We start from the raw sequence: 22,244 nt of genomic DNA on the forward strand, positions 1-22,244 counted from the left end.
TTTTGTTGCACTTTAACGACTTTAAATTGAATCCAGATCGCTATAGGGTTTGGGCATCGCTGTAATAAGTTAAGGAGAGTCGCGTGAAGTGCTTGGTAGTATTGACCCATCCGTTGAAGGATAGTTTGTGTCATCATTTTTGTGATGAAACGGTTAAACATTTAACGGCAAAGGGTTATGAGATCACACTACTTAATCTTTACGAATCGGATTTTGAGCCCGCGCTTAAAGAAGATGAGCGTCGGAGTTACTACGCTGATCAGTTTGACGACTCTCGATTAAAAACAGATATACAGCAACTGCAAGAAGCCGAATCCCTCGTACTGATCTTTCCTACTTGGTGGTTTGGTTTTCCGGCAATGCTAAAAGGCTGGTTTGATCGTGTGTGGGCGCCGGGTTTTGCTTACGATCATGCAAAAGATCTTGGGGCTATTCAGCCGCGCTTGAATAATCTTAAAGAGGTTAAAGTAGTTACCACTTTGGGATCTCCTTGGTGGGTCGATCTGTTTATCTTGTGCCAGCCGGTTAAGAAGGTCCTCAAAATAGCTCTGTTAGGTGCGTGTACCAAAGGCTGTAAATTCCAGATGCTGTCGTTTTATAAAAGTGAAGATGCGTCTATAGATCGCGTAGAAGCCTTTGTTAATAAGATTAAAGCTAAGTTTTAGCCGATCTAATATATACACCGTTTGGTGGTAGGTGCTATATGGAGCATTTCGATACGATTCTGTGGCTACTATTCGGGTTAGCGGGCGGTGGACTCTTAATTAAGTTCGCAAAGGGTAGAGCAGAGCAAGAGCAGATTAATATCTTTGGTGTAGCACTAGTTATTGCTGCGCTGATTTATATAGGTTTTGCTGTGCTATATGGTGCGAGTACGACTTGGTTATTTATCGAAACTGTTGGCGTGTTGATATATGGCAGCTCCTACCTATTGGCTAAACACTTTGGGCTTCATTTCTTAGCGCTGGGTTGGTTGTTACATCCTGTTTGGGATGTTGGGTTGCATCTGGTTGGAGCAGGCGGGCACTTTGCACCTGAGTGGTATGCAGTTATGTGTATTTCGTTTGATTTAGTTGTGGCGGTGTATCTGTTCCGAAAAAGCGCCTTGTTTAAAGGCGCTGTTCAAAGTTAATTGAAACTATTCCGAAAAGCTCTAAGCCACAGCTGTTGCATAGGTTTCGGCTATGGAGTGTGCAAGTTCAACTGCCTTGAGTTGTGCCGCTTCTAATGACGCTTTGTGACGTTGATCCGAGAACTCCTGATATTCACTGCTGATTTCATAAAATTTATCTACGCCTAGATAAGGACTTAACTGCTCAATATGCGGTGAAAGGTGGTTCAAATGCGCTCGTTCTTTTCCTTTTGCAAAATCAAATTCGCCCCAGGATGTGCATAAGATTAACTGCTTACCACTGAGGATAGGTTCAAGTGGATAATCACCTCTAGCTAGATCAAATGAAAAAGTTTTATTTATGCGAATGACTTGATCAAACCATGCTTTTAATACCGCGGGCATACCGTAGTTATACATAGGTGAAGAGAGCACAATGATATCTGCTTGTTCTATCTCAGCTATATATTGGTCGGATTGCGCAAGGGCTTTATTATGTTCATCAGTAGGTGATTCCGAGAAACATGCCGCAATCCACTGTTCATTGATGAATTCTGGTGGTTTCTTAGCTAAATCACGATAAATAACCTCGCAATCAGGGATCATATCTTTAAAGGTGGTTACCGCAAGGTGGGCTATATGGCGTGAAATAGATTGATGTTTCTCGCCGTTTGGCTGCCAGCCACGCGCGCTGGAATCTATGTGTAGGATGGTTGGCATTTGGAGCTCCGTGATCATTGTATTTAGGTTAATTTTCCCGCTCGAGTTGCTAGATTGACAAACGAATAGTTGCTACTTATAAGTAAGTTTTATTCATCTATAGATTCGGGTTTAGATCATGTTGGGTCAGCTGCCACCGCTAAATGCCATCAAAACCTTTGCCATTGCTGCGCAATATTTGAGCTTTAAACAAGCGGCTAAGGTGCTTAATGTCACGCCTACTGCAGTGTCACATCAGATTCGAAGTTTAGAGGCACAGTTAAACGTCACGCTGTTTGAACGCAAGGTGCGTAGCATTGAGCTCACGCCTGAGGGGGAGGCGTTAGCAGAGACCTCGCTCTCTGTGCTCAATCAGTTGCATTTGTGTTTAGAAGAGATCAAAACACCGAATAATAGGGTGACGATCTCTTGCTGTACCTCATTTGCAAGTTTATGGCTGGCGCCACGCCTTACCGAATTTAATCTGAGATACCCTGATATCGAGATCGAAATCTGTGCGAGTAATATGTTGGTGGAGCTAGAGCATGATCGGAGAATTGATATAGCGATACGCTATGGCTTGGAGAGTGATGATCCGCAGGAACGACTGTTAGCTCAAGAACAGTTAGCTTGTTATGCCAGACAGGATTTCTTAGATCAGCTAGCAGATAATCCCAATCTATTTGTTACGGAGTGGGAAGATGATTTCCTCGCTAATATAGAATGGCGACCCCATTTCGATGAATTAACTTATACTGCTCGTAGCTTTAATCAGGAACAGTTTGCATTACAAGCAGCGTTAGCTGGACAGGGGTATGCACTGATCAGTGATGTGCTGGCTGAAAGTACCTGTCAGCAAGGTTGGTTAGTTGAAGATAAAGGGATGCCACGGCTTAAGGGTTATAACTATTCTTACCGGCTCTCGCCTTTTACTGGAGATGCTCACCAAGTGCGAATCTTCGCTAAGTGGTTGGAAGAACAGTTTTGACTAATAAAAGTTGGATAGTTACTTAGATCAATAATCCTGCTTATTCAGCAGTGTTGTTAGTATTTCTTATATACAGTCAAGGCTGTTTCCTTTATGTTTGTCAGCCAAATTTAGTTCGGTGTGATATCTCTTATGAAAGATAGTGGTTTACTCGGGTTCAGGTATAAAGAAGACTGCTTGCCAGTGTTGATTATCTTGAGCCTTACTGTAGTTGATTTTGTACTTTACTTTACAGTGAGTGACCCTGTTGCGCTGACGCTTTACTATCTATTGATGATTATTCCGAAAGGGGTGATCTGTGCGTGGAATCACCACCATCAGCACCTTTTCACTTTTAGAAATAACTTTCTAAATCGCCTATTAGAATTTGTTTATGCTTTGCACACTGGGGTAACGACGCATTTATGGCGTTTGCACCATGTTTTAGGTCATCACCTTAACTTTCTTGATCAAGAGAAAGATGAAAGTCGTTGGAAGCGAAAAGATGGTAAGCAGATGGGAGCTATTGAGTACACATTAAATGTTGCTTTAACGGCCTATAGTCGCGGTTATCAAGTTGGCAAAAAACATCCTAAACAGTTATCTACCTTTTTAACTTATACAGTAATTACCTTCGCTATTGTTGCGGCATTGGTTTGGTATAACCCTGTTGCGGGTTTGTTGTTGTTTGTTTTACCGATGATTACCAGCTTGTTGTTTACCTCCTATGTAACATATGAACATCACTCTGGGTTGGATACAGAGAATGAGTTTGAAGCTTCCTACAATAATCTAAACCCACTTTTTAATCGCCTGACTGGAAACCTTGGTTACCATACAGCGCATCATCATAAGCAGGGTGTACATTGGTCAAGATTGCCGGAACTACATGCGAAGATTGAGCATAAAATTCCAGAAAACCTTTATCGTAAGTCCATCTTAACTCGCGTTCTTTTAAGAGGCTGAGGGTAGCTCGCAGTCTTACCGCTGCATCTATCTTATTTATAGGGTGTAACCTCGGCTAAGGGAACCGAGGTTACCGCATTGTTAGTACAGTTTTATGAGCATGAGCCGCAGCACACACCTGGCTGACCATGTTTACCTTTCTTCTCATTCGATTCTTGACTGTTACCATCACCTTTAACAGCTACTTCTACAGCGGATGCTTCTTTTGTTGTTGCAGTTTCAGCAACGTCTTTATCTTTCTTGAACAGGCTTTTTAGTAGAGATGACATAGGAATACCTTTATATAATATTAAATGTATTTTGTATACATGTTAAGATTCCATAGTATTCTAGTCAACTATCAAGATGCAGATAAGCGGTTTATCTAGTCTGAATCAGATATTAAGGGGAGGGGGTTATGGAATTTGAACAGATCGATTCGGTAGAAAAACTTAGAGAGTTATATGGTCTGCCGATGGAGCTTGTGATTAAAAAGCAAAAGACTCAGCTCGATAAATTTAGTCAGCAATTCATAGAGTTATCGCCTTTTATGTTGCTGGCTACATCGGATAATCAAGGCAATATGGATTGCTCGCCAAGGGGAGATCATGCTGGTTTTATTCAAATTTGGGATGACAGTACGATTATTCTCCCAGATCGCCCCGGCAACAATCGATTAGATAGCTTAAGTAATATTATTGAGAACCCACATGTTGGACTTTTGGTGTTAGTGCCGGGGTTCAGTGAATGTCTTCGAGTTAATGGCACTGCCAAAATTGTTACGAATGCTTCTGTATTGGAGCGTTGTGAGCATCAAGGTAAGTTGCCGAAATCCGCCATCGTTATCTCTATCAAAGAGATCTACTTTCACTGTGCTAAAGCGATTACGCGTTCTAAGTTATGGGAGGCTGAATCGAGAGTTGATCGGAAAATCATGCCAAGCCTGGGTAAGATTCTAATGGCACAGATCGATCCGTCTAAATCAGCCGAAGAGGTAAAAAAGGTAGAGGAGATTATCGAAGATAGGGTTAAAAATACCTTGTACTAAACCAGATAATACCTGCATGGACGCAGGATTTTACTTATCCAATTCCAGCCCCACTATCTTGAAGCGCGTTTAACATGACTACGCTTTGATTCAGCCTAATCGTCAGATCTGATATATTACCTGCTCGGTAAATATCTTGATGTTATGTAGGTTGATTTTTTATGAAGTTCTCTGCTTTTAAAACGTTATTTAGTTCTTTGTTAGTTGCTGTGATGTTCACAACAAGTGGGTATGTAAGTGCTGGTAACCCGCTAACTTTAAAACAGACCATGAAAGAGATGCGTCTGCAGTATAAAGAAGCGATGGTGAGTAGCTCGGCAGAGGGTTTTAACCAACGAATGGATATCTTCAAAGATCATCTAAAAAACGCGCAGGCTTATGACTTTTCGCCTGAGCGCAAAGTGATCTCTCTTGAAGGTTTGAAAAAAGTAGAACAACTGGTAAATGGGATTCCAGTTGCGACGGCTGATAATCTAAAGCAGGTTCAGAAGCAGCTTGAAGCAGTGGATGAACTACGTAAGGAATATCACAAGAAGGCGAAGCCAAGTAAGTGGGAGTTGTTCCTCAGCATCTTCGACTAAGGCTGATTTACGCTCCAATTTAATCTGACAGTCGCTCATTCCTATGTGCGCTGTCAGATTAAGTTATTTTTCAATCTAAGCGATCTTGAGCTTAGATGACATAGTAGAACTCAGATCCACCATCGATGCCCCAAATGTAATGTTGGCTGCTGAGCCATCAATCGCTTTTTGTGCATCGCCTATCACTGCTTCAAATTGTTGAGAGATCTCCTGGAAGTTTTCTAGCTCTTCTGAGGTGCGCTCATTGATTGCTTGAATATGGCTGAATAACGTATCGATTTTAGATAGCGTTTCATCGGTTATAGAAGACATGCCATTCTCTGTACCTGTACTCACGGTTTTTAGTGAGTTGTTTACTGTGCGCTCGATCAGTTCTAGTTGAGTTTTAAGACGGATCTCATGTTGTTTCAGGTTTTCTAGGTTCTGATCGATATCCTGTGCATTTTCGCGCGAATGTTGTGCCAGTGTTTTTACTTCATCAGCCACTACCGCAAAGCCTTTACCCGCTTCTCCTGCTCGAGCTGCTTCAATCGCGGCATTCAGGGCAAGTAAGTTAGTTTGCTCTGATGTGGTTGTAATTGCAGACGCCAGCGAGGATATACCTTCAAATGATGCTAAAAATTGCGCGATCTCATGTTTAAGCGATTGCGAGGCATCGGAAAATTGATGGATTTCGTTACCGAGTAGAGAGGTTTGGTCCATGAGTTTTCCGAAATTAGATTGAATCCCCCCAAGATCACTTTCACTCCCTTCTAGCGTTTGGCCGATACTGTTTAATTCTTTTATAGAGGAATTAATGCTGGTGGAGAGTGACTGTAAAAATGCGAGTCGCTCAGTGGAGGCTTTATTTACCTTGGTCGCGTTGCTTAGGACTTTTTGGGCAAAGTCGGTTAATGAGTTAAGTTCATTCCCAACTAAGCGTTGATGGTTTATTACCTCTGGGCAAGGTTTTGGCTCTGGCCGACTACGGATGATTAACCAGCTGCTAAATAGCGATACCGAGAAGGGAACGCAGTAGGTCAGGCTCACTTTGAGCCAATTAACATAGTATCCAGCAAAAAATTGATCGCCCTGATTAATTAGGTTGAGTAGCGTGCCTACAACAATGGCAATGATGGATGATCTTATAAGGGTGGGTTTAACCCAGTTATCGTTATTCAAGAATCTATCCTCTTCTTCAATATGATGTTATTTCAAGCAAGAAATTTCTGCTCCATCCGTAGATCAATTAGTTCCTTTTTAGTCTTTGCCTATAGATGTTTAGGGTGTTTGAACTATTAAAATTAAAAAATTAATCGAGTTAACTTAATGATTTAAAAGACCTTTATCTATAAGTCCTGCAGTCGTTCTGAAACTTATAACGTGTATTGTATTTACATCTTAATGATCCGTCTATAAGATGTATCAAAAATACATTTAAAGAGACGGCAAAGAGGTATTAGTTGTGAACCCAACATCAATAGCCATCGTGAAATCAACTGTTCCGCTTATTCAAGAAGTAGGTACTGATCTGACTAAGCACTTTTATGGTCTTTTATTTGAAGAGAACCCGGAACTTAAAAATGTCTTTAACATGGTGAGCCAAGCAAACGGTCGCCAGCAATCAACGCTAGCATCATCGATTCTCTCTTATGCAGCGCATATAGATAAATTGGAAGCCATTGGGCCAGAAGTTCACCGTATTGCGGCTAAGCACTTTAGTTTGGATGTGCAGCCAGAACATTATCCGATTGTAGGTCGAAATCTACTAAAGGCGATTCGAGAAGTGTTAGGTGAGGATATCGCCACTAATGAAGTGATCGACGCTTGGGCTGAGGCCTATGAGTTATTAGCCAGTATCTTAATCGGAGCGGAAGCTAATCTGTATGACAATTCGCAAGAGGGTCAAGGCTGGTTAGGGTTTAAAGACTTCAGTGTAGTGAAGAAGGTAAAAGAAAGTAGCGAAATTACCTCTTTCTATTTAGCGCCTCTAGATGAAAAACCGTTACCTAAATATAAAGCGGGTCAGTTTATCAGCGTGAGAATTAAGGATCCCGATCTAGAGTTTACCGAGATCCGTCAGTACAGCTTGTCTGATGCTCATAGTGAAGATGTCTATCGCATTTCGGTAAAAGCAGAAACCAGTGGTGATGAAAATACGCCGGATGGTTTGGTTTCTAATCATCTACATAGCAAGGTCGAAGAGGGTGATATCGTTCCTATTCATATGCCTGGAGGTGAGTTCTTTGTAAAAGACAATGACAGGCCTGTTGTATTGATTAGCGGTGGTGTTGGTATCACGCCTGTATTGGGCATGCTTAATGAGCTTATTTTAAAACGAGATTCTCGAAAAATTAGCTGGTTACACGGTACCCGCTCTAAAGATGCGCATGCATTTGGTGGGCACATTAATATGCTGAAGAATGATCTATCTAATCTATCTACTGCAACTTTTTATGAAGATATTTACGGGGCAGAGAAGGGTAAAGATTATGACCACCATGGTTATATTACCGCTGACAAGATTAAGCAGTATTGCTCATTAGATGCTGATTTCTTCTTCTGTGGACCGCTGCCGTTTATGCATGCCATCCACCAACAGTTAACTGGCCTAAATGTTCCTGAAGAGCAGCTTCATTACGAAGTGTTTGGTCCAAGCTCAACTCTTTAATAGCTAGAAGTTTTACCCGCCAGGGTTTTGCTGCCAGTCGGTCGTGTTGATGATGTCACATCGCTTTGCATCAGCATGACCGGTTAAAATTGAAACTCGCTCTATCTCCCTCAAGTAGAGCGGGTTAACTGGCGGGTATTTTTATTCATCCCCACCTCAGGCTAAGGTTCTTCTTAGCGTGTTTCGGGAGATCGCTGTGATCTCCTTTTTTTCGTTTTAGTAAAAAGGGTTATTTAAGTTTTACTACTTCGCAACTCAGTAGTTCTGATAATTTTTTAGATGCTTCTTCGATAGTTGACCGACTTTGATTTTCTAACAAAAGAATTCTTTGACCACCATGTTTAATAGCATTTAATTGGTAATAAATTACTAAACGGCTGTTTTTACAGGGGTGAGAAATGACCTGAAGGCACTGAATTTCTGGGTTAGAAGCTTGTAGCTTGTCAGGGAGTAAATTTGAATTGCTGGATTTATAAATGCCGGTGTTGTTGATATGAAACTGCTGCTTGGGACGTAGCTCAGCATAGGCTAGATAGATAGCGGTTCCAGCGAGAGCAGCCAAACCCAAGATAGAAACGACCTCATTTGAATCTATAGTGCTGATGTCTGTTAAAACAAAAGGAAGAATTATTGCAGTGGTAATAATTACTAAGCCTATGATATTCAATGAATTTACCCGATCTGCAAATACGCGCTTAGTGATAAAACTGTTGTTGGCTGTAGAAAGAGTCGTGAAAAAGTTATTGTCGGGCAAAGGCTTCCATTCAAAGCAGCGTAACGCGGAATTTTCAGGTTTTGTTAGTTGGACGGAGTAGTTATATACCTGAGAGGGAGCTTTAAAAGCCCGTATATATTCGCAGAATACCTCTTTAAATTTTACTGTCATGAGATAGTAAATATTAGCTAGGGCTAAACCAATACTAAGTGCACTTAAAATAAAGTTGGCAGGGAAGTTTAATAAATAGAAGTAGATAAATAGCAGAAATAAATTAACAAGAACTGATATTAAAGAGAGAAATACATTGGTCATAGAAATTGTTAGTTAATGAGTTAATTGTATGAAAAATATACTTATGCTCAAGAGCAAATAGGGTACTATCCCTGCTTCATCGATGATAACACCGTAAAGGATTTTTTCATGTGTAATGTCTTTAAGCGACTACTGATTCTAATGTCTAGCGCATTAATGGCTATGCAGGTGCAGGCTGCTGGGGTATCAGAAGTAATCTATTTTATTCAAGAAAACGGCGAAGATTATGTTAGCTATACCACCACGCGAACGCGTTATAGTAGCTACAATCTGTGGTTAAAGAAGCAAGAGGATGATGACGGTACAGAGGAAAAAGCATTAGCTGATTACCTGTATATTTTCCCTAAAGAGTACCGTTGGAATACTAATAAAAAACCTTCTCATAACATTATCACTTTCAGTGGTGGTGATTTTGCGCTCATGAAAATGGGTAATTTCCGGGATGAAAAACAGTTAATTCTGGATGCTAACGGAACTTTCCAAATCAGCAATTGGGATGGTAAAACCAAGAATAAGAAAGGCCGCTTCGGTAAATGGAATACCGGTGGTTTTGATAAGGTTGCTATGGTGTTTGTGATGCCGCAAAACTTGGAGGTTGTGAGCCACAAAGCCAACCGTGAAGGGCAGTGGGTACAAAGAAACAACAGTCTTGCCTTCTATGCTGACTCTGTAAATGATCTTGTGTTTGAGCTGCAATATCGTCATAAAAGCCAAAAGTCTTTCACTAACCTGAAACAGGAATTGGAAGGCGTAGAGGTTGCTCAAACAACTGCTGGGGTTAAGCTTACTTTGGGTTCTCAAGTGCTATTTGCATCAGGCAGTAGCGAGCTTTCCAAAGAAGGTATCGCATTGATCGAAAAATTGGCAGCTGCGATTAAACAAGATCAGAATAAAATTGTTGTTGCCGGCCATACTGACAATGTTCAGGTGAAAGGCGCTTTAACGGCTAAGTACCCAACCAACTGGGAGCTTTCTTCTGCAAGAGCATTGAGTGTATTGCATAAGCTTGTTGAACTCGGTGTTGCTGAAGAGCGTCTACAGGCTCGAGCGTTTGCTGATCAACAGCCTGTTGCGGATAACAACACTGTTGAGGGGCGCGCTAAAAACCGTCGTATTGAAGTGTTGCTGGTTGAATAAGCTTACTTAAGTTTTTAAGGGCGCATTGCGAATTTTTGACTATGAAAAAAACAGTCTTAAAATTTATATTTTTAGGTGGCTTTGGCTACCTACTGCTTTGCGCCTTTCTCTACTTTAATCAAGACAGCCTCCTGTATTTTCCACAAGACCGCCAAGAAACTAGGGAAGAGCATACCCTGCTGATTCCTACGGAAGTGGGCAATACAGTCATAACTATTCAAACTAGGAATACTGGTAAAGCTCTTATCTATTTCGGTGGGAATGCTGAAGATGTCTCGCAACGCTTAGCCAAGTTTAAGCAAACTTTTCCAGAACACTCGTTATACCTAATGCATTACAGGGGTTATGGTAGCGATGGACATCCCGGAGAGGAGCTAATCTATCAAGATGCCTTAGCTTTGTACCAACAAATTGCACAAGACAATCCTAAAATTGTGCTGATGGGGCGAAGTTTGGGAACGGGTATCGCTACTCGATTAGCAGCTGAAAAAACAGTTCAGCAGTTAATTTTGATAACGCCTTATAGCAGTATTGAGGATGTAGCGAGTGAGCGTTATTGGGGCATTCATGTGTCGCTGTTATTAAAAGATAAATACTTATCTTGGCAATATGCACCTAAGGTAAAAGCGAGTACAGCTATTCTCCTTGCAGGTAGAGATACTGTGATCTCTGAAGCAAGTTCGATGAAATTATTTGGTAGCTTTACCGATGGCGTAGCGTCGTTCTACAAGTTTGAAACTGCAGGGCATAACAGTATTTCGTCTGCCCCAAACTACCATGAACTGTTGCGTTCGTTCACCTCGGAATAATTGATAACCGGTTTAACTATGGTTATATCATTTAGGGAATACTATTCATGGTATTTCAGGACGACTTGATGTGCTTGCTCGAAATTATCGAGTAAAAGTTGGGTTAGTTTAGGATCGAACTGACTTCCCGCTTTTTCCTTGAAATAGTCGAATACCTTTTCAGGGCTCCAAGGCGTTTTGTAACAACGTGGTGATATCAGTGCATCGAAGACGTCAGCGATAGCGACTATTCTTCCGTAGATATGAATATCTTCGCCTTTGAGACCTTGCGGATAGCCTTTACCATCCCAGCGTTCATGGTGCTGAAGCGCAATTATACTAGCTGTTTTTAATAACGGCCGTTCTGAATGGCGAAATATATCGAAACCTATCTGACAGTGGGTTTGCATGATTTTGTATTCTTCAGGCGTGAATTTGCCCGGTTTCTTTAAAATTTCGTCAGGTATACCGACTTTGCCAATATCATGTATAGGGGCTGTAGTTTGTATCGTTTCACATTCTTCTTGTGGTAATCCAGCTTTATTTGCGATCAAAGCACTTACCGCTGCAACACGTATTACGTGGCTTGCTGTTTCTTGGCAACGAGTTTCACAGGTGTTACCCATGGCTAAAATAATTTCTTTTTGTGTGAGAATTATCTCCTCGTTTATTTCTTCAAGTTCTTGGTTTCGTTTTAAAACGAGTTCATTAAATTCATTTACTTTGTTTGCAAAATAATCGAGTTCTAAGGCTTCTATTCTTTGTGTATCGATGCTGACATGTTGTTCGTAGCTCTCTTTGGTTTGTTTAACTAACCAGCGTAATGGTGCGGTCACGTTTTTATCGAGGACCCAGAACAAAAGACGTGCGACGCCTATCAAGGTTAATAGGTAAAAAGCCATGAGCGTGTAAAGGTAGGTTGCAGACATCCAACGATATTGAGTGGTGTCCACTTTAAAATCTAAAACAGCGAGCACATCATCGTGCTCGGCATCGTGACAGGTTACGCAGTTCAAGCCGTGTTTAGCTGTTGCCAAGTAGGGGTAAGAGATTTTAATTAAAGCAGGTTCTTCAAATGGATTAGGGAGTTCTAGATAGATCTCTTTGCTATCAAACGTTTGTTGGATTCTTGGAATTGAGAGTAAGTCATTTTGTGTAGGCAGGCTAAACTGGTAATTCATTTTGGGGGTTCGAACGATTTTGAGATCCTCGATACCCGGTAAGGAATTTGCTGTATAGACAATCTCCTCTTTCATTTCAAAAGACCCATCACGCATATGTTGAGTTAATGTGTTCTCAATTGATTGAGCGATGGATATGCCTTTATCACGCATAGTGGAATTAATTAATTCCTGAAAATTAACTCCAATAATAATCAACGTACAGACCAAGAAAGAAAACGCTAACACTAAGATTTTCTTAACCGTGATGGTTTTTATACTTTGCTTCATCAATGTTGTACCAGTTCAGATTAACTAGCGACTAGGTTCTTGCTGATCTAACTTTAGCCTAGCCAATGCATCACTGCGTACTGTTGTGAGGTGCAAATGTAACTAAGCTGAAATAGATCAATTTTTGGTTAAGCTTTAGGATTTTTAACGTTGTTGGAGCGAAACAGGTAGACAAAAACTTAGGGGAGGGGATAACCCTGTTCATGGTTAATTTGGTTTAGCGTTGTTCCCTATAGGCTATACTAAATAGCCTAAATATTATTTGTTCGTAATCCCCATTTCTGAGTTTCTCCAGAGGGTGCTTGTTAATGGAAAGGAATAGGTTTGAAGTCTCCTTAGTAGTAGCTGCTTTACGATCTAAATTGGCTCGAAAAATTGCCTTCTTTGTTTTTCTCTCTCTTGTCATTATTGAAATATTGGTTCTCATTCCTTCTTACCTTAAACGTGAAAATGAGCTGGCTTATAAACAGGAACAATTGGCTAACTTATTGGTTATGAACCTTTTCAGTCGAAGCACCATCCCTTTAGATCTTCGGTCTGTTAAGTCCCTAAATCATTCCCTCTCCACGGATAATATTCTGGGCTTTAAACTAGAAGAAAATGGACAGCCAATGATTAACGTAGGTGATTTGGAGGGCATGGCTTTAGCCTCCAATTTTTCATCAGGCCGTAAAAGTCATTTCCATAGAGAGTATAAGAGGCTAGATATTCAATGGCAGTTGATTGTTCCAGAAGTTGGCAATCGCCTGATCACAATGCGCTTAGATGTAGGGTTTATTGATGAAGAATTAAGAATGTATGTGGGACGTATAGCGGGTTTGGTTCTTATTATTTCTGCCTTCGTGACTTTCAGTACAATGGCCGTGCTGTGGTGGTTAGTTTTGAATCCGATTCGAATGCTTGAAGAGAGGCTGAAAAGTTTTTCTAATTTAGAAAAGGCAAGAAGTGATCTCTCCCCTGAGTTGGTAAGGGATGATGAAATCGGTGAGCTTTTTCTAGAATTTAGACGTATGAGAGAAAGGATTCTAGAGGCGACGGATGAGATTAGTAAGTTGGCAGTAACTGATCAACTTACAGGTTTACATAATCGAAGAAAGCTTGATGATGCAATGCTTTTGGAGATAGAACGAGTGAAACGCTATCAAAAACCTTTATCTATCATTATGTGTGATTTAGATCATTTCAAAATGATTAATGATACCTACGGCCATAAAACAGGTGATGATGTCATTGTTGCTACCGCTCATTTAATTAAAAAGGGAGTACGTGCTAGTGATATTGTCGGTCGTTGGGGTGGGGAGGAGTTCCTTATTATCTGCCCTCACTCTGATCAACAAGGAGCTACAGTTCTAGCAGAAAAGATCAGACTGGATATAGGAGAATACGAAGGTGAACCGAATTTAGTGATTACAGCAAGTTTTGGTGTTGCAGAATATATTTCGGGTGAGGATAGCCAAGCGTTTTTATGCCGAGCTGATAAGGCCTTATATGTTGCGAAGTCAGAAGGCCGAAATCAGGTTCGAGTAGATACATAGGTAGCCCTAACAAATAGAGATTACAGACTATTTATAAACCTCGGCGAGCGTCGGTCTTTCATTCCTTGGGTATTCAAAAATGGAGAGTGAATTACCGTATTTTTCTTTTAGCTTATCGACTAACTCTAGATCGGTCATTAAAGAATAGCTGTGCTTTACATCATCAGCATTTCTAAAGTGGCGCCAGCCATTTGTACTGAAAGAAACGATGATCTCCAAACCGTTTTTAATTACTAATTTTTGCCCAACATTTATTTGTAAATCCCGTAGTCTTTGTTGTTGATTTGGAGTCATTATAGCCAGCTTACTGTTGTCGAAAGGGGCTACACTTTTAAAGTTACTCCTACTGTCTAGCGGCATAATTTTTTTACCTGTGTAATGGTTTAGTTCTGGGTAGGGATATAAGAGGAAGCATGATTTTTTACTTCCTCTGTGCCTAGTTCGTTCTAGGTGAGTATTTCTTTATTCATGTGCATTTTCGGATTTATTTTTCGGACCACATTATCGAGTGCAATAGGGCCGGAACCGTAAATGATGATGTGAGTTAGAAGAAGGCCCCAAATGTAGTGCAAATAAAGAGCCGCTGGCGCTATTTCGATGAGGCTGATAACAGCTACATAATTGACAATGAATAGCCCTACGGCAGAAAAGCGCGTTAATAATCCAGTAAATAATAATATGGGAAGAATTAGCTCGCTCATGGTTCCAAGAACAGCAGCTAGTTCAAATGATAGGAAAGGTACTTGATACTCCTCTTCAAAAAGAAATAGCGTAGTGTCCCAATCCTGTATTTTGGTTAAACCTGCATTGAAAAATACTTGGGCTATGTAAAACCGAGAAAATATAGATGCCACTATATGAGCTTTATTAAGTACTTTTTCGTGGTCTAAATAATTATGGTATGTGCTTCTAATCCAGTGAATCATTGTGAGCTCCTTATCTTATCGTTTGCTGAGTTTTTTTAGCCATTGTTGTTCAATGGCTTCAGATAACCATTGGCTAAAGTCAAACTGATGGAATTGCTCTAGAAGATCAGAAAGGCTGTGGCCAGATTGTATGGCTGAGAACCATCGATACTCTGCTTCAGAGATTGATTTGATGCAGGGAAGATGGTCTTTTTGGTAGATCACAAACCAGTACGGTTTATCTTGAGGTATGAGAACAGTTAATAGGTTTTCACTGTTAAGTAAGTCTTTATTTCTGCCTGGCTGATGGAGTCGCCAAAGCTCATCAACTCTAATGGCACTTGTAAGCAGGTTTATATTTTCTCCTAGTTGGATATAAACAGCGCCTAAATCGGTGTCGGAGAGGTGAGAAAGTGAAGCAATATCAAGATTTGTTACTGTGCTTCTTGCCGCTTGCTTTAAATGCCATTCAAGCTTTGCGGTTGTTTCCAAATAAGGATGTTCTTGATGCAAAGGGCCTTTATTTATTAGAGCTGGTAAGCTTTTACCAAAGTCCGCCCAGTCACCGCTGTTAGGTAGTTCTATCTCTAGAAGCTGCTGAGTTAAAAGCCCCATGGTCTTAGGTCCAAGCATTTTTTCAATTACTGGATAGTTCATACACAGGGCTCTGGTTGCGGTAATTAATAGGTTGTTTCTATAGATTTGAATTCCTTGTTCCTCAGGGTGGAATGGATGTACGGTGGAAGACTGAATGCCGCTGAATATCATATTGATAAGTGCTGCTTGGCGGTTATCTAAAGCAGTGCGTTCAGATGGCATGGGCAAACTCCTCTTTTGGAAGAGTGATATTTTGCATGATTGATTTTGCGTATTCTGCTTGTGTTAATAGTGCATGCCAGGAGGGTAGATCGTTATCCCATTCAATAAGGGTCGTAACCGGACCTGTTAATTGCAATGTGCTTTGGTATAACGCCCAACATTCGTCTGATACGGGCTGGCTATGATCATCAATGATCAATTCACCTTGCTTAATCGAGGTATAGCCTGCTAGGTGAATTTCACCTACGGCGTTTATGGGAATTTGATCTATCCAGTCTTCAGCATTAGTTAAAGCGGGGTGTTCACTGAAATTATGGGCATTAACAAGTAAGTTATTCAGATCCAATAACAGCCCACAACCGGTCAAGTGTACTAATTGTGAGAGAAATTCCGTTTCGCTCATTTGTGAATGTGGAAAAGTAATATATGCGGACAAGTTTTCTACTAGGATTTGCCGACCGAGTAGTTGTTGTACTTGATCAATATTATCCGCCATAACCTTTAGGCTTGCTTGCGTAAACTCAAGCGGTAAAAGATCTCCTGCGTGCACTGATTTCCCATTTAAGTGGCTCCAAGTAAAGCAAGCGTGATCAGAGATTAAAATGGGGTGAATCTGCTGTGACAGGCGCTTTAAGCGCAGCAGATACTCTCTGTTTATCCCAATTGCTGAACCTAGACCCATCGATGTAGAGTGCAAACTAATTGGATACTGTTGAGCAATATCGTTTAATAGTTCAGGGATAATGCCGCCTTCGGCAAAGAAGTTTTCGGCATGCAGTTCTACAAAATCAATGGACGATGTTCCGAGTAATGCCTCCTTATAATGCTGGTGGCGTAAACCGACTCCGACCATAGCTTTACAGGTTTCTTTGGTAAATTTATCCGTGTAGAGGCAGGACATCTTTTTTCTCCTAATGAGTGTATTTCATTACGATTTTTGCTGTTCGGCGTAACGTTTTTTAGCTTCAGCTTTCAATAGGCCTCCCATCTCTTTACACGTACCTTTAGCGACAAGTTTCCATTCACCTGGGTCGTTATCGGTTTTGGACTGGCCTGCACACGAATGTGTGCCGGCTAAATTGCCACAATCATTTTGGCCCGCAAGTGCAACGCCGTAGCACTTTTCTTTACCTGCAGCGTGAGCAGAGGGAAGGGTCGCAATGGTTGAAAGAGCGACTGCTAGAGCGGTTGTTGCTACATGTTGTTTATTGTTCATTTTGGTTTTCTCCTGTTCCTTTGAACTCATGTAAATACGGGGCAGTGTTAATTAATCTTCTGCGTTTGCTTGAGCGATTGTTAAGTCTTCAATGCCACGCCAAATGCGATCTGCAGTTTTGAGGTGACCAGGGATATCAGTCAGCCATTTTTTCTGCACATCTTTATTTAAATTGAGGTAAAGCTTGTGGTCCTTGATATAGAAAGCACTTGGGTCCACGTCTAGCTTCTTGTTAAGTGCTACACCCATTGCACAGTAACCACCAAATTGTGGAGCGTATTTAGCTGCATTTGCTTTAAATAGATCGCGGTTTGATTCATTACTGAAACGATAGATCGCTCCTTCATGCGTTGCGGTGAATTTAGCTGAGCCTTCAATCGCTTGGTTTTGTGTGAAATACGCAACTGGATCGTAACCTTTGATCGCTAAATCGTTGGTTCCAATATTGATTGCTTGAGCAAAGCTCATACTGCTCATTAATAGTGCGCCCGCTGTAGCAGCCATTTTCAGTGTTTTTGTAAATTTCATTTGGTTTTCCTCTATCAGCATTAAATGAACCTCGACGAATTCTGGTTCTAACTGAATGTTGGGTTTTGAGAGAAGGTTAGGACGAACAGGCAAACAGTAAGCCGCTAGCAGTCCTGTAAATGGAGTTGATGCTCCAAAACTTGGTTGGGGTACTGATTTACGAAATTCTGCTTTTGCAATAGGGGAGATTAAGGCACTACATATCAAGCTGAAGGTCATTGCCTTGTTTAGCCGAGATTTAACAAATTTAGATAACGTGCTGACTGAAGATAAGTTAAATCCGCAGAATAGAGTTGAAACAACCTGATTCATAAATCCCTCCCTAAATTGGTAGAACGATTTGTCTACTTAATAAAATAGACAAGTCGGTCTACTTGTGTCAATCGTTTTTTATAAATTAATTTTCAAAAAGTAGAAGGACCATTTGAGCTAGACGCATAAACTCAGTTGGTGTTTTTTGTTAGAAGTAGACAAAACGTACTACTTTTGCCAAGATAAAATGGCTTTGATAGGAGATAACAATGAGTCAAAAGAGGCAGTTACTGATTGATACTGCGTTAAAGCTTTTTTACAAAAATGGCATTAACTCCATCGGTATAAATGAAATTTTAAAGTCGTCAGGGGTTGCTAAACGTACCCTTTATAATCATTTCGAAAGTAAAGATGCATTGGTGTTGGCAGCCTTAGAGCAGAGGCATGACAACTTTATGGCCTGGTTAGAGAAAAAGCTGGTTGCTACTCAATCTGAAACAGATGTAATTGAAGCTGTGTTTAATGCATTAAATGGTTGGTTTAAGGGCTTGGAAGCAGAACTAGGAGATTTTCGAGGTTGCTTTTTCATTAATACATCAGCCGAATTCAGTGATGCTGAATGTGAAATTTCTCAATACTGCGGTTACCACAAACAAGAGGTTAGAAATTTAATCCAGAAGTATTTAGGAAAGGGTAATCCTGATCTTTTGGATGCAATTTGTATTATGCAAGAAGGGGCTATTACGATGGCCTATATGACAGGAAATTGCGATGAAATAACCGATAAAAGTATCGAAATACTTAAAAAACTCAAATGGCCTAGGGGCAAGTAGTCACTTTTAACCAGAGTTATTTTTAGTAAATTTATCTATTTCTTTCTTACTTTGGTTTCATACATGGTCATCAACGAAACTTAGTTTATGGCCATTCATTTCCCAAAAGCTATTAAGGGGGGGGGCTTTATATTTGAATTTTTCTAAAGTACATGCAGATTAACTCACTACTTTACTTCCTGAACTTTCTTAAAGTACTGGTCATATAGATTTTGTGTGTACCCTTCTTGTTTAAGCTGATCTAATGCTTGGTAAAACTGATAAGCAACTGAATTTTGGTCCACTATGGTATAAAAGTTCTCAATGCTTATATCTGCGTCAGGGGAAAAACTGGGGTTTGGGTATTCTGAGAAGAGCTTTGACTTACGAGAAAATCCCATGTTCATCGGTATAAAGGTTTGATTGATCGCATTAGGGTGAATTTTAATACCGATATCTTCATATTTTTCTATGTCATTCAGTTTTTGGTAGTGATCTACTATCTCTATATCCGCAATGTAGAAGTCACCTCTACCTGTGTTGAGCGCTTCTATTACTTTTTCCATAGATAGCTTGCCCATTTTCGAGATTGTTAGCTTGGGGTAGATTTGGTCCCATTCGAGTTTGCTACTTGAAAGTTCAACAATCAGCCGGCCTTCAATTTCATCCATTGATTCAATTTCAGCTTGGTTATCTAGGGTTATTAGAACCTCTTTCGTTTGTAGACCGTTTGGTAAATAGAACAGATAACCCGTTCTCTTTTGAGAAAAAGAGGAGCCAGGGTAGAAATCTACAGTCCCCCTAGCGAGTTCAAAGTGAAGTCGTTTTTTTGGGATTCTGACAACAACTAGCTCATAGCCGATACGTTCAGCTGCTTTTTGAAATAGATCTAAATAAAGACCTGAGTTATCCCCGTTGCTACCAATCAAAGGCGGTTTAGCAATCGCTTTGTAGCCCATAATGATGGTTTTCTCATTTGCGTTAGCCAAGGGCGACAGTGCGAATAAAAGGAGAAACAGGGATAGGAAATACTTCATATTTTTCTCGGAGTTGAACTAGAAAGTCGGCTTTCTTAGAAGCTAAAACTACTTCCAGTATAGCTAACATTCTTTTATGAAGTGTAAATAGTTAGTTATCACCTCAGGGTTTATATCCTTGCAATTTGTCCGTTAATAATTGCGCCAAATTGGTGCAGTATACTTGCGTTGTTAAGTGTAATTTTTTGTAGTTAATGACCTAAAGGCTAGCTTTGAAATGAGCAGTAAAACGTTATTCAGTGGTATGAGCATTAGTAAAAAGCTGAGAATCAACTTTTTGTTGATCGGTTTGATCCCATTTGCCGTATTGGCTTTGATCGCTATCTACAAAGCCAGTAACTCTTTATCCGAGCAGAGTTATCAGCAGTTAGATGCTGTTCGTGGTATTAAAACTAAACAGATAAAGAATTTCTTTGAGGTCAGTAAGCGCGATGTATTGGGGTTGTCCAATGTTGTAGCTACATTTATCAAGACTGATACATTGTCCGACGTCCTGTTGGAGGTCAATGCCGAAGGTAAAAATCTATTCTCAAAGTACTTAGATAGTTACGGTTACTACGATCTGTTCCTGATTGAGCCGGATGGTTTTATCTCCTATACGGTGGCATTAGAAGCAGACTATCAAACCAATTTGATAGATGGGGAGTATCAGGATTCCAACTTAGGGGATCTGTTCCGTAAAGTGGTTGAGACAGGGTCTTACGCCATTGCCGATTTTGAACCTTACGCGCCGAGTAATGGCGCACCTGCGGGCTTTATCGGGGCGCCAGTATATAATGATGCTGGTGAGTTGCTACAAGTTGTTGCTCTGCAGATTCCTCTTGATCCGATCAATCAGATAATGGGAATCCGCGAAGGGATGGGGGAAAGCGGTGAGTCTTATCTGGTGGGTTCCGACTATCTTATGCGTTCTGATTCCTATCTTGATCCAGTCAACCATTCTGTTGAAGCTTCATTTGCCAACCCTAAAAAAGGAAGTGTTAAGACTGAAGCAGTGAAGGCTGCATTAAATGGTCAAACGGGGAGCCGGTTGATAGTAGATTACAATGGTAACCCTGTATTGTCGTCATTTGCGCGTTTGGATCTTGATGGGGTTAATTGGGCCCTGTTAGTAGAGATTGATGAAGCCGAAGCCTTTGCAGCAGTATCAACCCTAAAGTTAGTTATTGCGATTATCGGTGTTCTAGGTGCCGCCATAATTATCTTTCTTGCGTGGAAAATCTCTGCGGGGATCACGCGACCAATCCTACGCTTATCGAAAACGATTTCGGAGGTTGAAGAAAAAGGCGACTTTTCTGCACGCCTTCCCGTGAATTCACAAGATGAAATTGGTCAGGCCAGTCTTGCTGTAAATAATCTATTGGAGATGACTCAACAAGCGTTAGCTGATACTAAGCAAGTGATGAGTCAAATGGCAGAGGGGAACTTTTCGACTCGGGTTAAGCGTAACTTGAAAGGTGATCTTGCCGATCTGAAAACAGCGATTAATCAGAGTGCCGATCAAACTGAAGCAAGTATGCACGCGATTGGTAAGTTGATGGGGCAACTCTCTGCTGGTGAATTTGATAGTCAAATTGAAACAGAATTACCGGGCCAGTATCAGGTTATGTTAACGACAACTCAGGATGCTATGGCCAATATCGGCAGTGCGATTGTGAGTGTAAATTGCATCATGGCAGCAATGGCTCAGGGTGATTTTGATGGCAGGATAAACGATGTTTTACCTGGGCAGCTCAACACACTGAAAGAAAACCTGAATGATTCTTTAGAAACAATTAGCGCAGCTACGGCTGAGGTCGTCAGAGTTTCAACGCAACAGGCTGAAGGTAACTTAGTTGCAAGAGTTGAAGGAATCTATTCAGGTCGATTTGAAAAGTTACAGGCTTCGATTAACTTTGGTCAACAAAGTATGGGCACGTTAGTTAAAGAGGTAAGAAATGCTGCACGAGATGTAGCAGGGGCGACCAAAGAGATCTCATTAGGGAATCACGATCTTTCAGAACGTACTCAACAGCAAGCTGCTGCTTTAGAAGAAAGCAGTGCAAGTATGGAGCAGATTAGCATCGCTGGGCGAACTACTGCGGGTGATGCACAGCAAGCAAATAAGGTGACTGATCAAGCTCAGGAGCTTTCAAAAAGAGGTAGGGAAGTGATGTCTCGGGCTATCGCTGCGATGACGGAAATCAGAGATTCGAGTAAACGGATTAATGAGATCACAGGGCTCATCGATAGCATTGCTTTCCAAACCAACTTATTAGCGCTTAATGCTGCGGTGGAAGCTGCAAGGGCCGGTGAACAAGGGCGAGGATTTGCGGTCGTTGCAAGCGAAGTTCGTCAGCTATCACAGCGATCTGCTCAAGCGGCTAACGATATTAAGAAACTGATCTCTGATACGGAAGACCGAATTGAAGAAGGGGCGGATCAAGTTCAGCTTTCTTCTGAATCTCTTCAAGGTATTAATGAGAGCATTGAGCAGATGTCAAAATTGGTAGGTCAGATATCTGCTACTAGTAAAAATCAAGCAGATAGCATCGACTCTGTGAGTGGATCTATTATTTCGATTGATGATTCAACTCAGCAAAATGCAGCATTGGTTGAGCAGGTTTCTGCAGCTGCTGAATCAATGCATGATCAGGCGAACAGATTAAACGAGCTGATGACGCGTTTTCATACGGACTAATTAGCTGCCCCAGATTGTGAATAGTTTCCCTTTTGGGCTCAGGGTTGAATACT

24 protein-coding genes are annotated in these 22,244 nt (G+C 40.9%); 12 read left to right on the forward strand and 12 right to left on the reverse strand.

Features of this window, described 5'->3' with window-relative positions; genetic code table 11:
• The first annotated feature begins 83 nt into the window (after window positions 1-83).
• Window positions 84-665, forward strand: a complete 582-nt coding sequence (locus ACMXYP_RS04930) for an NAD(P)H-dependent oxidoreductase (protein WP_415883903.1) — start codon at window positions 84-86, stop codon at window positions 663-665.
• Between the two features lie 38 nt (window positions 666-703).
• Window positions 704-1,132: a DUF6010 family protein gene (locus tag ACMXYP_RS04935; protein ID WP_415883904.1), complete on the forward strand. Its 429-nt coding sequence runs from the start codon at window positions 704-706 to the stop codon at window positions 1,130-1,132.
• A 21-nt stretch (window positions 1,133-1,153) separates the two neighbouring features.
• On the opposite strand, the gene ACMXYP_RS04940 is transcribed toward ACMXYP_RS04935, so the two are convergent.
• Window positions 1,154-1,831 (reverse strand): FMN-dependent NADH-azoreductase, encoded by a 678-nt coding sequence (locus ACMXYP_RS04940; RefSeq protein ID WP_415883905.1) that lies wholly within the window; start codon window positions 1,829-1,831, stop codon window positions 1,154-1,156.
• Between the two features lie 118 nt (window positions 1,832-1,949).
• Here ACMXYP_RS04940 and ACMXYP_RS04945 point away from each other — a divergent pair, with 118 nt between their 5' ends.
• Entirely contained in the window at window positions 1,950-2,798 is an 849-nt protein-coding gene (locus tag ACMXYP_RS04945) for a LysR family transcriptional regulator (protein ID WP_415883906.1), read from the forward strand.
• 132 nt (window positions 2,799-2,930) lie between these two features.
• On the forward strand, window positions 2,931-3,743 hold the full coding sequence (locus ACMXYP_RS04950; RefSeq protein ID WP_415883907.1) for a fatty acid desaturase: 813 nt from the start codon (window positions 2,931-2,933) through the stop codon (window positions 3,741-3,743).
• 92 nt (window positions 3,744-3,835) lie between these two features.
• Here the strand turns inward: ACMXYP_RS04950 and ACMXYP_RS04955 are convergent, their stop codons facing one another.
• A complete protein-coding gene (locus ACMXYP_RS04955; RefSeq protein WP_415883908.1) occupies window positions 3,836-4,012 on the reverse strand; it encodes a CCGSCS motif protein in 177 nt (58 codons plus the stop codon).
• Between the two features lie 128 nt (window positions 4,013-4,140).
• On the opposite strand from ACMXYP_RS04955, the gene ACMXYP_RS04960 reads away from it, so the two are divergent.
• On the forward strand, window positions 4,141-4,770 hold the full coding sequence (locus ACMXYP_RS04960) for a pyridoxamine 5'-phosphate oxidase family protein (RefSeq protein WP_415883909.1): 630 nt from the start codon (window positions 4,141-4,143) through the stop codon (window positions 4,768-4,770).
• A gap of 161 nt (window positions 4,771-4,931) precedes the next feature.
• Window positions 4,932-5,351 (forward strand): cytochrome b562, encoded by a 420-nt coding sequence (locus tag ACMXYP_RS04965; RefSeq protein ID WP_415883910.1) that lies wholly within the window; start codon window positions 4,932-4,934, stop codon window positions 5,349-5,351.
• A gap of 75 nt (window positions 5,352-5,426) precedes the next feature.
• Here the strand turns inward: ACMXYP_RS04965 and nrtS are convergent, their stop codons facing one another.
• Window positions 5,427-6,512 carry a nitrate/nitrite transporter NrtS gene (gene nrtS, locus ACMXYP_RS04970; protein WP_415883911.1) on the reverse strand — a complete coding sequence of 362 codons (1,086 nt, stop codon included), beginning with the start codon at window positions 6,510-6,512 and terminating at the stop codon, window positions 5,427-5,429.
• A gap of 283 nt (window positions 6,513-6,795) precedes the next feature.
• On the opposite strand from nrtS, the gene hmpA reads away from it, so the two are divergent.
• A complete protein-coding gene (hmpA, locus tag ACMXYP_RS04975) occupies window positions 6,796-8,001 on the forward strand; it encodes an NO-inducible flavohemoprotein (RefSeq protein WP_415883912.1) in 1,206 nt (401 codons plus the stop codon).
• A 229-nt stretch (window positions 8,002-8,230) separates the two neighbouring features.
• Here hmpA and ACMXYP_RS04980 read toward each other — a convergent pair whose 3' ends face one another.
• Window positions 8,231-9,031 (reverse strand): hypothetical protein, encoded by an 801-nt coding sequence (locus tag ACMXYP_RS04980; protein WP_415883913.1) that lies wholly within the window; start codon window positions 9,029-9,031, stop codon window positions 8,231-8,233.
• A gap of 108 nt (window positions 9,032-9,139) precedes the next feature.
• On the opposite strand from ACMXYP_RS04980, the gene ACMXYP_RS04985 reads away from it, so the two are divergent.
• Entirely contained in the window at window positions 9,140-10,168 is a 1,029-nt protein-coding gene (locus tag ACMXYP_RS04985; RefSeq protein WP_415883914.1) for a flagellar motor protein MotB, read from the forward strand.
• A gap of 41 nt (window positions 10,169-10,209) precedes the next feature.
• The gene (locus ACMXYP_RS04990; RefSeq protein WP_415883915.1) at window positions 10,210-10,977 is read left to right on the forward strand and encodes an alpha/beta hydrolase; all 768 of its coding nucleotides are present in this window, start codon (window positions 10,210-10,212) and stop codon (window positions 10,975-10,977) included.
• 41 nt (window positions 10,978-11,018) lie between these two features.
• On the opposite strand, the gene ACMXYP_RS04995 is transcribed toward ACMXYP_RS04990, so the two are convergent.
• Window positions 11,019-12,407, reverse strand: coding sequence for an HD-GYP domain-containing protein (locus ACMXYP_RS04995; protein WP_415883916.1), 1,389 nt, complete (start codon window positions 12,405-12,407; stop codon window positions 11,019-11,021).
• A gap of 308 nt (window positions 12,408-12,715) precedes the next feature.
• On the opposite strand from ACMXYP_RS04995, the gene ACMXYP_RS05000 reads away from it, so the two are divergent.
• Window positions 12,716-13,942 (forward strand): diguanylate cyclase, encoded by a 1,227-nt coding sequence (locus ACMXYP_RS05000; protein WP_415883917.1) that lies wholly within the window; start codon window positions 12,716-12,718, stop codon window positions 13,940-13,942.
• Window positions 13,943-13,969: 27 nt separating this feature from the next.
• Here ACMXYP_RS05000 and ACMXYP_RS05005 read toward each other — a convergent pair whose 3' ends face one another.
• The 6 genes from ACMXYP_RS05005 to ACMXYP_RS05030 form a co-directional block, all read right to left on the reverse strand.
• A complete protein-coding gene (locus tag ACMXYP_RS05005; protein WP_415883918.1) occupies window positions 13,970-14,302 on the reverse strand; it encodes a hypothetical protein in 333 nt (110 codons plus the stop codon).
• A gap of 86 nt (window positions 14,303-14,388) precedes the next feature.
• Entirely contained in the window at window positions 14,389-14,868 is a 480-nt protein-coding gene (locus tag ACMXYP_RS05010) for a DoxX family protein (protein ID WP_415883919.1), read from the reverse strand.
• A 15-nt stretch (window positions 14,869-14,883) separates the two neighbouring features.
• Complete coding sequence (locus tag ACMXYP_RS05015) at window positions 14,884-15,666, reverse strand: putative DNA-binding domain-containing protein (RefSeq protein WP_415883920.1); 783 nt, start codon at window positions 15,664-15,666, stop codon at window positions 14,884-14,886.
• Window positions 15,656-16,567 carry a DUF692 domain-containing protein gene (locus tag ACMXYP_RS05020; RefSeq protein ID WP_415883921.1) on the reverse strand — a complete coding sequence of 304 codons (912 nt, stop codon included), beginning with the start codon at window positions 16,565-16,567 and terminating at the stop codon, window positions 15,656-15,658. The genes ACMXYP_RS05015 and ACMXYP_RS05020 overlap by 11 nt, the downstream gene beginning before the upstream one ends.
• Window positions 16,568-16,594: 27 nt before the next feature.
• Complete coding sequence (locus tag ACMXYP_RS05025; protein ID WP_415883922.1) at window positions 16,595-16,882, reverse strand: DUF2282 domain-containing protein; 288 nt, start codon at window positions 16,880-16,882, stop codon at window positions 16,595-16,597.
• Window positions 16,883-16,933: 51 nt separating this feature from the next.
• Window positions 16,934-17,410 (reverse strand): YHS domain-containing (seleno)protein, encoded by a 477-nt coding sequence (locus ACMXYP_RS05030; protein WP_415883923.1) that lies wholly within the window; start codon window positions 17,408-17,410, stop codon window positions 16,934-16,936.
• A gap of 521 nt (window positions 17,411-17,931) precedes the next feature.
• On the opposite strand from ACMXYP_RS05030, the gene ACMXYP_RS05035 reads away from it, so the two are divergent.
• On the forward strand, window positions 17,932-18,495 hold the full coding sequence (locus ACMXYP_RS05035; protein WP_415883924.1) for a TetR/AcrR family transcriptional regulator: 564 nt from the start codon (window positions 17,932-17,934) through the stop codon (window positions 18,493-18,495).
• 167 nt (window positions 18,496-18,662) lie between these two features.
• On the opposite strand, the gene ACMXYP_RS05040 is transcribed toward ACMXYP_RS05035, so the two are convergent.
• Window positions 18,663-19,463 (reverse strand): substrate-binding periplasmic protein, encoded by an 801-nt coding sequence (locus ACMXYP_RS05040; protein ID WP_415883925.1) that lies wholly within the window; start codon window positions 19,461-19,463, stop codon window positions 18,663-18,665.
• Window positions 19,464-19,728: 265 nt separating this feature from the next.
• On the opposite strand from ACMXYP_RS05040, the gene ACMXYP_RS05045 reads away from it, so the two are divergent.
• A complete protein-coding gene (locus tag ACMXYP_RS05045; protein ID WP_415883926.1) occupies window positions 19,729-22,191 on the forward strand; it encodes a methyl-accepting chemotaxis protein in 2,463 nt (820 codons plus the stop codon).
• Window positions 22,192-22,244 lie beyond the last annotated feature (53 nt).

This window comes from Neptuniibacter sp. QD34_54, assembly GCF_047778055.1.
Taxonomy (GTDB): domain Bacteria; phylum Pseudomonadota; class Gammaproteobacteria; order Pseudomonadales; family Balneatricaceae; genus Neptuniibacter.

Bases quoted from the DNA above. Each gene is read 5' to 3' on its own strand.
- ACMXYP_RS04935 (WP_415883904.1), top strand. From the start codon at position 704: ATGGAGCATTTCGATACGATTCTGTGGCTACTATTCGGGTTAGCGGGC.
- ACMXYP_RS04940 (WP_415883905.1), bottom strand. From the start codon at position 1,831: ATGCCAACCATCCTACACATAGATTCCAGCGCGCGTGGCTGGCAGCCA.
- ACMXYP_RS04945 (WP_415883906.1), top strand. From the start codon at position 1,950: ATGTTGGGTCAGCTGCCACCGCTAAATGCCATCAAAACCTTTGCCATT.
- ACMXYP_RS04950 (WP_415883907.1), top strand. From the start codon at position 2,931: ATGAAAGATAGTGGTTTACTCGGGTTCAGGTATAAAGAAGACTGCTTG.
- ACMXYP_RS04955 (WP_415883908.1), bottom strand. From the start codon at position 4,012: ATGTCATCTCTACTAAAAAGCCTGTTCAAGAAAGATAAAGACGTTGCT.
- ACMXYP_RS04960 (WP_415883909.1), top strand. From the start codon at position 4,141: ATGGAATTTGAACAGATCGATTCGGTAGAAAAACTTAGAGAGTTATAT.
- ACMXYP_RS04965 (WP_415883910.1), top strand. From the start codon at position 4,932: ATGAAGTTCTCTGCTTTTAAAACGTTATTTAGTTCTTTGTTAGTTGCT.
- ACMXYP_RS04980 (WP_415883913.1), bottom strand. From the start codon at position 9,031: ATGACCAATGTATTTCTCTCTTTAATATCAGTTCTTGTTAATTTATTT.
- ACMXYP_RS04985 (WP_415883914.1), top strand. From the start codon at position 9,140: ATGTGTAATGTCTTTAAGCGACTACTGATTCTAATGTCTAGCGCATTA.
- ACMXYP_RS04990 (WP_415883915.1), top strand. From the start codon at position 10,210: ATGAAAAAAACAGTCTTAAAATTTATATTTTTAGGTGGCTTTGGCTAC.
- ACMXYP_RS04995 (WP_415883916.1), bottom strand. From the start codon at position 12,407: ATGAAGCAAAGTATAAAAACCATCACGGTTAAGAAAATCTTAGTGTTA.
- ACMXYP_RS05000 (WP_415883917.1), top strand. From the start codon at position 12,716: ATGGAAAGGAATAGGTTTGAAGTCTCCTTAGTAGTAGCTGCTTTACGA.
- ACMXYP_RS05005 (WP_415883918.1), bottom strand. From the start codon at position 14,302: ATGCCGCTAGACAGTAGGAGTAACTTTAAAAGTGTAGCCCCTTTCGAC.
- ACMXYP_RS05010 (WP_415883919.1), bottom strand. From the start codon at position 14,868: ATGATTCACTGGATTAGAAGCACATACCATAATTATTTAGACCACGAA.
- ACMXYP_RS05015 (WP_415883920.1), bottom strand. From the start codon at position 15,666: ATGCCATCTGAACGCACTGCTTTAGATAACCGCCAAGCAGCACTTATC.
- ACMXYP_RS05020 (WP_415883921.1), bottom strand. From the start codon at position 16,567: ATGTCCTGCCTCTACACGGATAAATTTACCAAAGAAACCTGTAAAGCT.
- ACMXYP_RS05025 (WP_415883922.1), bottom strand. From the start codon at position 16,882: ATGAACAATAAACAACATGTAGCAACAACCGCTCTAGCAGTCGCTCTT.
- ACMXYP_RS05030 (WP_415883923.1), bottom strand. From the start codon at position 17,410: ATGAAATTTACAAAAACACTGAAAATGGCTGCTACAGCGGGCGCACTA.
- ACMXYP_RS05035 (WP_415883924.1), top strand. From the start codon at position 17,932: ATGAGTCAAAAGAGGCAGTTACTGATTGATACTGCGTTAAAGCTTTTT.
- ACMXYP_RS05045 (WP_415883926.1), top strand. From the start codon at position 19,729: ATGAGCAGTAAAACGTTATTCAGTGGTATGAGCATTAGTAAAAAGCTG.